Source organism: Frankia sp. CcWB2, from assembly GCF_977927585.1.
Genome location: NZ_CDWRCM010000019.1, coordinates 4,705 through 18,057 on the forward strand (window position 1 = coordinate 4,705; position 13,353 = coordinate 18,057).

At 70.3% G+C, this 13,353-nt stretch carries 14 protein-coding genes; 1 reads left to right on the top strand and 13 read right to left on the bottom strand.

Annotation, left to right across the window (positions count from 1 at the left end):
• The first annotated feature begins 130 nt into the window (after nucleotides 1–130).
• A complete protein-coding gene (locus tag ACY45C_RS03820; RefSeq protein WP_462186263.1) occupies nucleotides 131–676 on the top strand; it encodes a phosphatase domain-containing protein in 546 nt (181 codons plus the stop codon).
• A 60-nt stretch (nucleotides 677–736) separates the two neighbouring features.
• Here the strand turns inward: ACY45C_RS03820 and ACY45C_RS03825 are convergent, their stop codons facing one another.
• From ACY45C_RS03825 to ACY45C_RS03885, 13 genes are all read right to left on the bottom strand, one after another.
• Nucleotides 737–1,546: an ABC transporter permease gene (locus ACY45C_RS03825; protein ID WP_462186264.1), complete on the bottom strand. Its 810-nt coding sequence runs from the start codon at nucleotides 1,544–1,546 to the stop codon at nucleotides 737–739.
• A complete protein-coding gene (locus ACY45C_RS03830; RefSeq protein WP_462186265.1) occupies nucleotides 1,543–2,607 on the bottom strand; it encodes an ATP-binding cassette domain-containing protein in 1,065 nt (354 codons plus the stop codon). Before ACY45C_RS03830 ends, ACY45C_RS03825 begins: the two co-directional genes overlap by 4 nt.
• A gap of 58 nt (nucleotides 2,608–2,665) precedes the next feature.
• Entirely contained in the window at nucleotides 2,666–3,205 is a 540-nt protein-coding gene (locus ACY45C_RS03835; RefSeq protein ID WP_462186286.1) for a MerR family transcriptional regulator, read from the bottom strand.
• A 627-nt stretch (nucleotides 3,206–3,832) separates the two neighbouring features.
• The gene (locus tag ACY45C_RS03840) at nucleotides 3,833–4,318 is read right to left on the bottom strand and encodes a bifunctional nuclease family protein (RefSeq protein ID WP_101829717.1); all 486 of its coding nucleotides are present in this window, start codon (nucleotides 4,316–4,318) and stop codon (nucleotides 3,833–3,835) included.
• Nucleotides 4,319–4,485: 167 nt separating this feature from the next.
• On the bottom strand, nucleotides 4,486–5,262 hold the full coding sequence (gene ftsR / locus ACY45C_RS03845; protein ID WP_462186266.1) for a transcriptional regulator FtsR: 777 nt from the start codon (nucleotides 5,260–5,262) through the stop codon (nucleotides 4,486–4,488).
• A gap of 16 nt (nucleotides 5,263–5,278) precedes the next feature.
• On the bottom strand, nucleotides 5,279–5,824 hold the full coding sequence (locus ACY45C_RS03850) for an FHA domain-containing protein (RefSeq protein WP_462186267.1): 546 nt from the start codon (nucleotides 5,822–5,824) through the stop codon (nucleotides 5,279–5,281).
• Between the two features lie 293 nt (nucleotides 5,825–6,117).
• Nucleotides 6,118–6,498 carry a glycine cleavage system protein GcvH gene (gene gcvH, locus ACY45C_RS03855; RefSeq protein ID WP_462186268.1) on the bottom strand — a complete coding sequence of 127 codons (381 nt, stop codon included), beginning with the start codon at nucleotides 6,496–6,498 and terminating at the stop codon, nucleotides 6,118–6,120.
• 123 nt (nucleotides 6,499–6,621) lie between these two features.
• On the bottom strand, nucleotides 6,622–7,374 hold the full coding sequence (locus ACY45C_RS03860) for a DUF881 domain-containing protein (RefSeq protein WP_462186269.1): 753 nt from the start codon (nucleotides 7,372–7,374) through the stop codon (nucleotides 6,622–6,624).
• A 155-nt stretch (nucleotides 7,375–7,529) separates the two neighbouring features.
• Nucleotides 7,530–7,862, bottom strand: coding sequence for a DUF1290 domain-containing protein (locus tag ACY45C_RS03865; RefSeq protein ID WP_462186270.1), 333 nt, complete (start codon nucleotides 7,860–7,862; stop codon nucleotides 7,530–7,532).
• Nucleotides 7,859–8,698, bottom strand: a complete 840-nt coding sequence (locus ACY45C_RS03870) for a DUF881 domain-containing protein (RefSeq protein ID WP_462186271.1) — start codon at nucleotides 8,696–8,698, stop codon at nucleotides 7,859–7,861. Before ACY45C_RS03870 ends, ACY45C_RS03865 begins: the two co-directional genes overlap by 4 nt.
• A gap of 110 nt (nucleotides 8,699–8,808) precedes the next feature.
• The gene (locus ACY45C_RS03875; RefSeq protein WP_462186287.1) at nucleotides 8,809–11,295 is read right to left on the bottom strand and encodes a sugar phosphate nucleotidyltransferase; all 2,487 of its coding nucleotides are present in this window, start codon (nucleotides 11,293–11,295) and stop codon (nucleotides 8,809–8,811) included.
• 18 nt (nucleotides 11,296–11,313) lie between these two features.
• Complete coding sequence (locus tag ACY45C_RS03880) at nucleotides 11,314–11,922, bottom strand: CDP-alcohol phosphatidyltransferase family protein (RefSeq protein WP_462186272.1); 609 nt, start codon at nucleotides 11,920–11,922, stop codon at nucleotides 11,314–11,316.
• A gap of 257 nt (nucleotides 11,923–12,179) precedes the next feature.
• A complete protein-coding gene (locus ACY45C_RS03885) occupies nucleotides 12,180–13,274 on the bottom strand; it encodes a C40 family peptidase (protein ID WP_462186288.1) in 1,095 nt (364 codons plus the stop codon).
• Between the last annotated feature and the right edge of the window lie 79 nt (nucleotides 13,275–13,353).

The following is a 13,353-nucleotide window of genomic DNA, read 5'->3' on the forward strand; positions in this document are numbered from 1 at the left end:
TCGACCGGCACCAAATCAACGGCGCCGCGCGTGTTCAATGATCCGTCGGGGCAACCGTCCCGGTCAGGTAAGCCAGCGCACCGATCGAAGGGGCGAAGGTCGGCGATGAGCAGGTGGAAAGGGAACGTCGGTGACGGACCCGGCTGACACGGCTGACACGGCGGGCCTCACGGAGACGGCGGGTACGGCGGCGGCGAAACAGCGACCGCTCGCCGTCATTGACGTCGACGGGGTGGTGGCCGACGTCCGACACCGGTTGCGCTTCCTGCGCGCCAGTCCCAGTGACTGGGAGGCGTTCTTCGCAGCGGCGCCCGCCGATCCCCCCTTGGCCGAAGGGATGGAACTAGCCCGCAAGCTGGCTCGGGACCACGAGGTGGTATGGCTGACCGGCCGGCCGGAGCGTTCCAGAGAGGCGACGCGGCGCTGGCTGACCGAGCAGGATCTGCCGCCGGGTGAGCTGCGGATGCGTCCGGACGCCGACCGTCGGCCGGCTCGGGTGTTCAAACGCGCCGAACTTCGCGAGCTCGGCGCCGGCCGTCGGGTCGCCGTCGTGGTCGACGACGACCCCGCCGTGGTGGACCTGCTGCGCGCCGACGGCTGGCCGGTCCTGCGGGCCGAATGGCTCGCCTACGAGGCGACGCTGGGCAACGCCCAGGAGACCGAGGGCCGCACCTGACCATGAGCCGCGCCTCGGCGACGCTCGGTGCGGCCCGCGGCCGGCGGTCGGGCCCGCCGGTCAGCGCGAGGCCGACCGCCGGTACACGCGCGCGGCGAACGGCCCGAACACCACCAGCAGGCCCAGACACCAGGCGAGGGACTGCAGGAGAACGGAGACGATCGGACCGCCGAGGAACAACGCCCGCACGGCGTCGACGGTCACCGTCACCGGCTGATGCTGGGCGAACGCCTGCAGCCAGCCCGGCATGGTCTCCACCCGGGCGAAGGCCGAGCTGGCGAAGACCAGCGGGAAAATCCAGATGAATCCCGCCGACTGCGCCGCCTCCGCGCTACTCACCGACAGCCCGATGACGGCGGACAGCCAGGAGAAGGCGTACGAGAACAACAGCATCAGCCCGAACCCGGCCAGCACCGCCGGCACCGTGGTCTCCCCGAACCGGAATCCCACGGCCAGGCCCACCAGAAGCATCACTACGACGATGAAGACGTTGCGGGCGAGATCGGCCAGGGTACGGCCGGTGAGCAGCGCCGACCTGCTCATGGGAAGGGAACGGAACCGGTCGATCAGACCCCGCTGACGGTCCTCCGCCAGCCCCACGCCGGTCAGCATCGACCCGAAGATCACCGTCTGCAGGAAGATGCCCGGCATCAGGTAGTCCACGTACTTGACCCCGTCACCCACGTTGATCGCGCCACCGAAGACATAGGTGAACAGCAGGACGAACATGACCGGCTGGATGGTCGCGAAGATGACGAGCTCGGGTATCCGCCAGGTCTGGATCAGATTGCGCCGGCACATCACCCACGCGTCGGCAACGGCCCACGACAGCTGCCCGCGCCCCGCTGGAGTCAGCTCGAGGGTGCTCATATGGTCACCATGTCCTTGTCATCGTCCTTGTCGTCCTTGTCGCCCCGGTCATCAGGGGTGTCGGTGTCGCCACGGCCGTCGCCGCCCGCGCGTGCGGGCGGCACCTCGCTGCCGGCCGGAGCGCGCCCGGTCATGGCGAGGAAGACGTCGTCCAGCGACGGCCGGTGCAGGGCGACGTCGGAGATCGGCACCCCCAGCTCGTCGAGACCCCGGACCACGTCGGACAGCACGCTCGCGCCCGGTACCGGCACACTGACCCGGCGCGTCTCCCCGTCGGCCGTCGCCGCGCCGGATCCGAACCGGGCAAGCACCGCCCGGGCGGCCTGGACATCCTCGGCGGCGTCACCACCGACGACGATGTCCAGCCGGTCGCCACCGACCTGCGACTTCAGCTCGTTCGGGGTACCCCGCGCAATGACCCGGCCGCCGTCAACCACCGAGATCCGGTGGGCCAGCCGGTCGGCCTCCTCCAGGTACTGCGTCGTGAGCAGGACCGTCGTGCCGTCCCGCACCAGATCGGCGATCACCCTCCACATCGCCGAACGGCTGCGGGGATCCAGTCCGGTGGTCGGCTCATCGAGGAACAGCACCGCCGGGTTGATGATCAGGCTGGCCGCGAGATCGAGCCGCCGCCGCATCCCGCCCGAGTAGGTACGCGCCTGCCGACCGGCCGACTCGGCGAGCTCGAACCGCTCGAGCAACTCGACCGCGCGGGCCCGCGCGACGCGGCTGCGCAGCCGGTAGAGCCGCCCGAACATCTCCAGGTTCTCCAGGCCGGTGAGCCGCTCGTCGACCGCCGCGTACTGACCGGTCAGACCGATCCGGGCACGCAGCGCGTCCGCCTGCCGGACGACGTCCAGACCGAGGACCCTGGCCTGGCCGCCGTCCGGGCGCAGCAGGGTCGACAGGATGCGTACCGCCGTCGTCTTGCCGGCTCCGTTGGGCCCCAGCATGCCGTGCACGGTGCCGGCATCGACCCGCAGGTCCAGGCCCACCATCGCTCGTTTGCCGCCGTAGCTCTTCTGCAGGCCCTCGGTGAGGACCGCCGGGTTGTCTGTCACGAGGCGGACCGTACGACGAACCTCCGACAGTTCGGAACCGAATAAAGGCGGGGGGAGGCTAGGCCGAGCTCCGCCGGGTCCGACGACTGGCCAGCTCGTCGCCGGGATGGGTCGCCGGCGGATGACCAGGCCGCTCGCAGGGCAGTTCAGCCAGCTGGCCACGCATGTCGCGCAGGGCTCGGCCAACGGCGATGGCGAACACGCCCTGCCCACCCCGGACAAGATCGATCACCTGGTCGTCCGAGGTGCACTCGTACACGGTGGAGCCGTCGCTGATCAGGGTGAGCTGCGCCAGGTCGTCCACGCCGCGGGTACGCAGATGCTCCACCGCCACCCGGATGTTCTGCAGCGACACACCGGCCTCGAGTAGCTTGCGGACCACGCGCAGCACCAGGACGTCACGAAAGGAGTACAGCCGTTGGCTGCCGGAACCGGACGCGTCGCGGACGCTGGGGACGACCAGACCGGTCCGAGCCCAGTAGTCGAGCTGGCGGTAGGTGATGCCCGCCGCGGCGCAGGCCGTCGGCCCCCGGTACCCGACGTCGTCCCCCGGCGGTTCAGGAATCTCATCCGGAAAGAGCTGGCCCTGTTCGATCATCGCTGTACGCACTTCGCCGCCATGCCAGCCCCATCCTCCGGACCGTTCCGGATCCGTCCCGACCGCCGACGTCACCCGACGCCGCCAGCCCGGGCACCCGGCCCGATCGAACCGTTTCCACCGTCGTGCGGCCTGCCACGATCACCTCGACCACACGACTCCCTGTCCCCGACCGCCGCCGGTCGACGGTCTGCGAGACCGCGACGCGGCACCCCTGTGCCCGTAAGCCGGGACCGCCCGCCCACCCGTCGGCACGGACCCGGGCGGAACGCATCACGCCGTTGCCACAGCCCGGCAAGGTCAGAGCCGGAGAGAGCCCGTTCCGCCACGTCTACCGCGGGCAGGGGCACGAACTCTACGGTCGGGCTCTCCCGACCGTAGGAGCGACGCGCGGTTCCTTCAATGATCTAAGCCGGCGTGTCTATAGTCCAGCGGACGTCATTCAACAGATCGGTCAAATCGGAAGTGCGCTCCGATACTGCCCGCACACTGGATCACAGCCGACCTTGGCCAGGGCTGGCTGAAGGCCTCAACGGCCGACCTGCTCCCAAGCGGGCACGCCAAGGACTGGGAGGCTCAGGGGCCAGGAGCCCTCGGGAACCGGGAACCCTCAGAAGCCGGGAACCCTCAGGAGCCGGGAGTGTTGAAATCCTCCGGGGAGATCGTGTCAAGGAACTCCCGGAACTTCTCCAGCTCGTTCTCCTGTTCTTGTTCCTGTTCCTCGGGAACGGTGATCCCGGCCTCGGCCAGGACCGCCTCGACCCCGTAGACCGGCGCTCCCATCCGCATCGCCAACGCGATCGCGTCGGACGGCCGGGCGGAGACCTCCACCCCGTTGCCGAACACGAGCGTGGCGAAGAAGACGCCGTCCTGAAGGTCGGTGATGGTCACCCGGGTCAGATCCGTCTGCAGCGCGCGCAACACGTCCCGCATCAGGTCATGGGTCATAGGTCGAGCCGTCGTGATGCCCTCCTGGGCGAAGGCGATCGCCGTCGCCTCAACAGCACCGATCCAGATGGGCAGATACCGCTCACCGCCCACCTCCTTGAGCAGGACGATCGGCTGCTTCGACGGAAGCTCGACTCGCACGCCGACGATGTCCAGCCGATGCACCGATCTACCTCCTCGCAGGTGGGGCGGGGCGGGATGTTGTGACCGGAGCCAGAAAACCCCACAGGGGAGACAGTATCCCCGCTTCCGTCCGGCGTCAGCGCGCCCACCGGTTCGGCTGTCCGGCAAGGCACTCCGAGCGCAGCCCCGGCAGCCTCCTCACCTCGGTCTCAACTCGAGCGTCCCGCCGCCAGCCGGGAGCGCAACAGGGCCGCGTGCAAGCGGACCACCAACGCCGCCAGCTCATCGGCGGTCTCGGCGTGCCGTCCCGAGCCCTCACCACCGCGCTGGCCCCGCAACGGGGCGACGGCGGCCTCGATGAGACCAGCCTCACGGTCGGCCACGGTGCGGGCGGCCCGCAGATGCCGGGGCTGCACGCCGTGGCCGGCCAGCAGCGCCACGGTCCGCGCGACGAGCAGGGCGTCGGAATCGTAGTACCCGCCGCCCGCGATCGGACCCACCAGGCCGTGCTGTTCCAGCTCGGTCAGGGCCTCGTCGCCGAGCCCCGCGGCGGCGAGAAGCTCCCGGCGCGACATCCTAACCCTTTCCGCCCCGAGGAACGCGTCCAGGCCGGTAGGGGTCGGATGCGGAGGCAGCGCGCGGGGTCCGGGCCGATGCACCGGGGTCTCACCGCGGTCGAGCGACGCCAGCTCCTCCTTGATCACGCGCAGCGGAAGAAAGCGATCCCGCTGCGCGTGCAGGACGTAACGGAGCCGGGCGACGTCGTCGACCGAGTACTTGCGGTAGTTCGCGCTGGTACGGGCGGGTTCGACGAGTCCCTCCGCCTCGAGATAACGGATCTTCGACAGGGTAATGTCGGCGAAGTCCGCCCGCAGACGGTCGAGAACCTGGCCGATGTTGAGCACCTTCGCGTTCTGTCCGGCCTGGTCCGAGCGCGCTGCGCCCGAACGCGGGGCCGGCGATGCCGCGGCGAGGCCGCCGCTCACCGTGGGTCCTTCCTCGTCACCGTGCCGCTGACCCCCCGTAGCTCGCGCCGGTCAGGAACACCAGGCGGAACTTGCCGATCTGCACCTCGTCGCCGCTGGTGAGCTCAGCCGAGTCGATCCGCTCGCGGTTGAGGTAGGTACCGTTCAGGCTCCCGACGTCGCGAACCGAGAAGCCCTTGGTGTACGGCGAGCGATGGAACTCCGCATGCCGGCGGGAGACGGTCACGTCGTCGAGGAAGATGTCGCTCTCGGGATGGCGGCCGACGGTGGTCATGTCGGCATCCAGCAGAAAACGACTCCCCGCATTCGGCCCCCTCTTGACGACGAGCAACGCCGAACCGGGAGGTAGCGCGTCGACGGCGGCGACGGCGTCCCGCTCGGTCGACTCGTCGACGTGGTCGCCCTCGATGCCGGACAGCGCGGCCGCCAGGTTCAGCGTCGACGTCTGCTCCGCGGGGCTCTCCGGCGCCACGGGCTCACCCGGACGCACCAGAGGAGACCCGCACCGCGCGCAGTACAGCGCGTCGGACGGGTTCTGCTGTCCGCACCTCGTGCAGAACACAGTCGCGTCCGCTTCCTGCCGGGATCCCGCACGGGCGGGGTACCCCAGCCGCTTCGGCCGCCACCGAACGGGCGGCGGGAACGTCTCTGCCAACACTGCGATGGTGGTAGCCAGACGTCCGCAGCCCACCCCCATCACCAGGATGATCACATGGCGGCGGTCGGGCCGTCCACGATCGTGCCCCGGTGCACTCCGAGGCTAGTGCATCGCGGGCACGGTCGTGAAAAGGGTGCGACCCGTGTTGTTCGGCGTGGTGTGGCCCACCACCCACCATGGACACAAACCAGATACTCTCAGTTTTCCTTCACGTGCTCCGCGTACTCTTCGGCGGTCAGCAGGCCGGTGACGCCGGCGACATCCGCGACCGTGAGCTCGACGAGCCAGCCTCCCCCGTAGGGATCAGAGTTGATCAGTTCCGGCGCACCGGCAAGCGCCTCGTTGCGCGCCGTCACCTCTCCGGCGATCGGCGCGTAGATTTCGGACACGCTCTTGGTCGACTCGACCTCTCCGAAGGACTCACCGGCCTGGACCGCGGAGCCGAGGTCGGGCAGAGAGACAAAGACGATGTCGCCCAGCGCCTCCTGCGCGTAGGACGTGATGCCGACCCGTGCCGTGCTCCCGTCGAGCCGGATCCATTCGTGCTCACGGGTGTACTTCAGGTCGTCCGGGTACACCGGAGATCGCCTCCCCTTGCTCTGACCACTCCGCGGACCGCTCTGCGCCGCCCGGCCCGACGCCGTACCGCGCCGCGAACTCCACCAGGAACCACGTTCCTCGACTGGCCCGGACAGGGTCCCCTATCCGGCCGGACGGGCATAGCGAGGACTCGGAGCGGGTCGCAGCGCACGGATCTCGATGTGCTCGGAGGTCCGAACGGTCGCCTGCGCCCCGTCCCGTGCCGCTACCGTATCGAGCACCCCGCCGGGGATCCGCATCGCCTGGTCCAGCGTGTGGGCGTCGCCCACCACCCGCAGCACGTACGGCGGCGCGATCGACGTGCCGTCGACCACCAACCCCCGCCCGGGCTCGTCGGCCACGTAGGTCGAGACGACCGCTCGGACCCCGGCGATCTCGATCGCCTCGGCGCCCGCGTCCCGTAGCTCCTGCAGGGCGTCGACGAGGATCGAGGAGTCGACCGCGCGGTGGGGGTCATGGATCGTCAGCTCGAGCCCCGATCCGGTGACCGGCACGATGCCGGTGAGGATCGCCAGCCGGTCGGCCTCGCGACGCACCTCGCCCGGCCCGGCCGCCGGGGCCGGCGTCGACGTCGGCACGGGCGGCATCATCGGTTCCGCCTCCTGGCGGAGCTGATGATGCCGGGCCGCCAGGGACCGGTCGACGGCGCCGATCGCACCGAGGGTCGCGGCGAGCTCGCCCGGCCGCGCGGTGGCAAGTCCGAAGGACGGCTCCGCGGACCGGGTCGCGGCGACCGCGGCGAAACCGAGACCGGCGAGCAGGACCAGGCTCAGGGCACGCCGCGTCCGGGCACGACCCGGCCGGGCGTGCCCCGGAACCGGGCTCGGCGTCGGCTCCGACGCGACAGGGACCACGACGGGCGACGTGGGCGGGTCCGACGGCGGCTCGGGGACCGGCCCCTCGGGGACCGGCGGCTCGGCGACCGGGGTCGGATCGGGCTTCGGATCGGGTACGGACTTCCGTCCGGGCCCGGATCCCGCAGGGTCGCCTGTCGAGGTCACCGCCACCGTCAGACCTTGATCAGATGCTGACGCAACGCGGTCGCGGTGGCGAAGATGCGGATGCCCAGCACCACGACCACCGCGGTGGACAACGCGCCGCCGAACCCGATCAGGTCGCCAAGTAGCACCATCAGGACGGCAACCGCGACGTCGAAGACGAACGAGACGATGAACACCCGGTCGTCGAACACCCTCTCCGCGACGGCCCGCGCGCCGCCGAGAGCAGCGTCCACCGCGGCCACCACAACGGCTGGGAGGTAGGGATCCATCCAGTCGGGGACGGTCGGGCCCAGCACCAGGCCGGCCGTCACGCCCAGGGCAAGGGCTACCACGACGATCATGATTCGCTCCGTCGAGCATGCCGCAGCGCCCGGGGATCGGCCGCGGGCAGGGTCAGGTTTCTGACAGTGACGACCGCCAGGGAGGTCACCGGTGAGTCGGGACGATGCCGCAGCCGGTCGATCACGGCGGACTCCTCGAGACGCCGCACGAGATCGTCCGGATCACCCACCGCTTCGACGGTGTACAGCGCGATCATCGGCACGAATCCGACGAGAACGAGATCACCGGCCGCCCGGATCGCGCTGAGAGCCGTCAGGCGGACGCCGTTGACCGCGACAGCCTCGGCACCCGAGATCCACAGCACGTTGACAAGATCAGCAAGGTCTCGATCTTGAATCCGGGTCCAGTCGGACGCCGGTGCGGGGCGGGGACTAGCGGGCCCGGTCGACGGGCGCAGCGGGGTGGGCGCCGTTGACGCACGAGGTGCCGAGGGTGCCGACGGCCCGGGGGAGGTCCGGTCCGCGAGCTCGATCCGGGCACCCGGTCCACGCACGGGGGACCAGCCGGCCGCCGGCCCGAGATCCGACAGTGCCGCCGTGGCCCGGGCCAGCTCGCGCTCGGCCCGGGCGCGCTGTTCCCGCGCCATCTTCACCCGCAGGCGCAGCTCGCTGACCCGGGTCGCGGCCGCAGTAGTCGCGGCGGATCGCTCATGGATCTCCGCGCGCAGGGCCGCGACGAGCTCCGCACGTTCCCCGGCCGTCGTCGCGGCACGCCGGGCCCCGGTGGCTATCACCAGGCCGAGCAGGCCGAGGACGAGGGCCAGGGCGAGGGGGCGCAGCCAGGGGCGACGGGCCCGCTCGGAGACGCCGCAGGGATCCGAAGGGCCGGTGGCCACGGAGCATACCGGCCCTCGGCGTGGCCATCCGGTCCGTTCTCGCACATTCGGCATTCTGACCGACCGGACACCGAGCGCCGCCGACCAGGGCCTCGCCGCGCGTGCCGCGGCTACCGCGCCTCGACCACCTCGACCCAGCGCCGCAGCAGCACGTGGGCCTCCTCGATGTCGGCACCCTCCGACCACAGGTGGGTGACCGCCTCACTCGGATCCGGCAACACCAGGATCCAGGAGCCGTCCGGACCGACGATCCGAACCCCGTCCGTGGTGTCGATGACATACCCCGCATCCGGGTCGACCGACTCCACCGCGCGACGCATGACGGTGCCCTTGACCGCCCACGGGGTGGGCACTGAACGACGCAGGATCGCCACCAAAGGTATCCGGGCGTCGATGGTGCTGAGCGTCAGCCGGGTCCGTGCCACCAGGGCCAGCAGTTTCACGAACGCCGCGATCCCGTCGATCGCGGGGGCGAACTCGGGGACGATGAAGCCGCCCCGCCCGTCGGCGGCGAAGACGATGCCGTCGTCACGGGCGACCCCGGTCAACGCCGCAGCCGACAGGGAGGTCCGGCGTACCGTCAGCCCGTGGAAGCGGGTAACCTGGTCGGCCACCCGGGTGATGGTCACCGGCAGGGCCACCTCCGCGCCGGGATTCTCCGCCGCGACGAGGTCGAGGAACACCAGCAGGGCCCGGTCATCGTCGATGAGGTCCCCCCGTTCGTCGACGATCGTGACGCGCTCGCCGACATGGTCGAACCGCACGCCGAAGGCCGCCCCGGAGCTGGCGACGAGGGCGCCCAGGCGGTCGGTGGCCCGCAGATCCTCCAGGGCGCTGCGGGGCGGGATGGTCTCGTCGACGCGTCCGTTGACGGTGAGCACGTCGACGCCGAGCCGGCCGAGCAGTGTCGGCAGCACCAGGGACGCCGAGCCACCCGAAGGATCAACGACGATCTTGAGATCCGCCTCAACGATGCCGGCGGTATCGACCCGGTCAAGCAGATCCTGGATGTAGAGATCCATGGTGCGGGCCGGGAAACGCAGGTCACCGATCTCACCGGGAAAGGCCCGGCGGAACTCCTGGCGGGAGAAGACCCGGTCAAGCTTGCGCTGCTCCACCGGGGAGAGGTCGTCGCCGTCGGCATCCAGGAAGATGATGTCGATGCGTTCCGGGTCTCCGGGGGTGGTGCGCAGCATGATCCCCCCAGCGGCGTTGGACAAGCGGACATCGAAGCGGGTGACCGGCATCGGTGCCACCTCAAGATCACGGACGTTGATGGCGCCGGCGGTCAACGCGCTGATGACGGCCCGCTTGAGAGCCCGGGCGGCGCGGGAACCGTCCCGCGCGGTGGTGACGGTGGCTCCCTTTTTCAGGGTCGTGGCGTAGGCACCGGCGAGGCGCACCACCAGCTCCGGGGTAATCTCCGCGTTCACCAGGCCGGACACCCCGCGCGGCCCGAACAGGGTCCGCTGGCCGCGGGACTCCCAGATGACGGACGTGTTGACGACCGCGCCGGCCTCGATCGTCTTGAACGGATACACCTTCACGTCATGGGAGATGAACGCCTCCTCGCGGACGACGCACTCGTCTCCGACGACGGCGCCCTCCTCGATCCTGGCCGCCCGCAGCACGTCGGTGCTCTTGCCGATGACGCAGCCGCGCAGGTTCGTCTGCGGGCCGATGAGCACGTTGTCCTGGACGATCGCCCGGTGCAGGAACGCGCCGCTCTTCACCAGCACGTTGCTGCCCAGCACGGAAAACTCCCGCAGCTCGGCGCCGGCCTCCACCTTGCTGTAGTCGCCGACCACGAGCGGCCCCTTGAGGATCGCCTCCGGGTGGACCTCGGCGTCCTCACCGATCCACACCCCGGGGGACACCTCGAAACCGCCGATCTCCACGTCGACCTGGCGGTTGAGCACATCGGCCTGAGCCCGTTGGAAGCTCGCGATGGTGCCGACGTCCTCCCAGTACCCGGACGCCACATAGCCGTACACCGGGGCACCCGCCTCGACCAGCCGGGGGAAGATGTCGCCAGACCGGTCCACCGCCTCGCCGGGCGGCACCTGGGCAAGCACCTCGGGCTCCATCACGTAGATACCGGTGTTGACGGTGTCGGAGAACACCTGCCCCCAGGTCGGCTTCTCCAGGAATCGCTGGATCCGTCCGTCCTCGCCGGTGATGACGATGCCGAACTCGAGCGGATCGGGGACGGATTTCAGCGCGACGGTGACGAGCGCGCCCTGACGCCGGTGGAAGGCGACCAGGTCGGTGAGGTCGATGTCGGTCAGCGCGTCCCCGCTGATGACCAGGAACGCCTCGTCCCGCAGGGCGTCCTCGGCGTTCTTCACGCTGCCGGCGGTGCCCAGCGGGGTCGTCTCGGTGGCGTACGACAGGTGCATCCCGAGCTCGTCACCGGAACCGAAGTACGTCCGGATCATCGAGGCCAGAAACTGGACGGTCACCACCGTCTCGTCGAAGCCGTGCCGTTTGAGCAGGCGCAGCACATGCTCCATGATCGGCCGGTTGACGACGGGGAGCAGTGGTTTGGGCAGGTTCGCGGTCAACGGGCGCAGCCGGGTGCCCTCGCCACCGGCCATGACGACGGCTCTCACCGGTCACCTCCCACTTGCGCCGGTCCGGGCATCCGCCCGGAAGCGCCGGACGAGCTGGCCGGCCTGGACGAAGTACAGAAGACCAGACCACCAGTACAGGGCAGTACCCCAGATCGCGAACGCCCATCCGACCGGGCGTGCCGCGGTGGCCGGCCAGGAATCCCCGGCGGACAACAGCAGGAGAGGGAAGGCATACAGCAGGTTGAACGTCGCCGCCTTGCCCAGGTAATGCACGGGCAGCGTGACGCCGACCCCGATCCGGCGCAGCAACGGCGGCAGCGCCAGCAGCGCCACGTCGCGGGCGAGGAGCAGAACCGCGAACCAGACCGGCACGATCCCGCGGAGGGTCAGAGCGACGATGGTGGCGAGGATGTAGAACCGGTCGGCGAGGGGATCCAGCAGGACGCCGAGGCGACTCGTCTGGTTCAGCACTCGCGCGAGCTTGCCGTCCAGGTAGTCGCTGATTCCGGCGAACGCGAGAACGCCGAGCGCCGCACCGTCCGCCTTCGGGCCCAGTACCAGCCAGAGGAAGACCGGCACGCCGAGCAGCCGCAGGGCGGACAGCGCGTTCGGAACCGTCCAGATCCGGTCCGAGGCGGCGGGCATGGTCATGCGGCGTCCCTCCTCCACCGGTTGGGCGGCGCGACGCGACGCGACGGCGGTGGACGGCCGCCCACCGCACCCGGCGCTCCCGCAGGTCCCACCGACGGGTTCGGCGCCGGTCAGGACGTCCGAGCCCGGTAGAGGTCGCAACGCCCCGCCGACGGGCCGGACATCGCTGACGCTAGCGGATCGTGGGGCACGGGGAGCGGAGAGGGATCCGCCGGCGGGGTACCCCGGCGTTCGGACCGGGTCAGATGGGACCGGGCTCAGAGGATGCGGCCGACTTTGTAGGTGGAGCTGTAGATGGGCCGCAGCGACACGACACCGCCGGTCTGCGGGGCGGCCCACATATACCCGTTCCCTGCATAGATGCCGACGTGGTAGATATTCCCAGGAGTACCGTAGAAGATCAAGTCGCCGGGCTGTTTGCCCGACTGGGGCACCTTGGCGGAGACGTTGTACTGCCCCTGCGCCGTGCGCGGCAGCGAGCGGCCGAGCTGCTTGAAGACGTACTGGACGAGGCCGGAGCAGTCGAACGAGTACGGGCCCTCCTCGCCCCAGACATACGGCTTGCCCTTGTGCAGTGACGCGAGGTAGACGGCCTTCTCCCCGATCGAACTACCCGGGATGACCTTCGGAATCGCCTGGTCGATCACGGAACCCGACCGTCCCGGAGCCGACCGTCCCGGACCCGTCGGACTCGTCGGACTCGCGATCGTCACCGTGGCGGCGCTGGCCAGGGAGGGACGCAGGGCGTTCGATCCGTCGAAGACCGCGGTGATCGTCGTCGTGGAGAGCAGGCGCGCGGTGATCTGCGCGGTACCGTTCGCTCCGGTCCGCAACCTCGTGGAGGTCTGCCACTGGGGACCGTTCACCACGACGATACGGACGTCCTGGTTCGCGAGCGGGGTGCCGCTGTCCGATTCCAACGCCCGCACCGTGAGCACCACCGGGGTGTTGGGCGCGACCGAGGTCTTGTCCGCGGCGATCGAGACGCTGGTGAAGACGGGGTCGTGGTCCGCGATGGCGGTGGCCAACGGGGCGAGCCTGCGGGCCGAGGCCGCATCGTGGCCGGTGGCGTGGTGTCCCGGGACGAGCGCGGCTTCCTGGGTGAGGGAGTTCGACTCCAGCGACGAGGTTCCGTCGGTGCCCCCGGGGACGGTGGCCGCGAAGGCGGCGGTCGAGGCCGCGATCGTCCCAGTGGTGAACGCGGCGATGGTGACCGCGCGTCGCGGAGGAGGAGTGGTACGGCGGCGAGCCGCGCCGGAGCCTGAGGAGCCGTGGGGCGCCGACGGGCGCTGACGATTCCGGACGAACTGGTCCCAGTCCTCCGGAAGCCAGGCCATACCACGACGGGGCAAGACGTGTCCTTCCCGTGCGCCTACGAGGGAGCTGTCGGGTTCGGGCTGGTCAGCCCGGCGACCAACGACCCGGTCAGTG

What these genes read in the sequence shown, in the direction of transcription:
- ACY45C_RS03875 (WP_462186287.1), bottom strand. Translation starts at nt 11,295, where the DNA reads ATGGCCGGTGGCGAGGGCACCCGGCTGCGCCCGTTGACCGCGAACCTG.
- ACY45C_RS03880 (WP_462186272.1), bottom strand. Translation starts at nt 11,922, where the DNA reads ATGACCATGCCCGCCGCCTCGGACCGGATCTGGACGGTTCCGAACGCG.
- ACY45C_RS03825 (WP_462186264.1), bottom strand. Translation starts at nt 1,546, where the DNA reads ATGAGCACCCTCGAGCTGACTCCAGCGGGGCGCGGGCAGCTGTCGTGG.
- ACY45C_RS03865 (WP_462186270.1), bottom strand. Translation starts at nt 7,862, where the DNA reads ATGATCGTCGTGGTAGCCCTTGCCCTGGGCGTGACGGCCGGCCTGGTG.
- ACY45C_RS03835 (WP_462186286.1), bottom strand. Translation starts at nt 3,205, where the DNA reads ATGATCGAACAGGGCCAGCTCTTTCCGGATGAGATTCCTGAACCGCCG.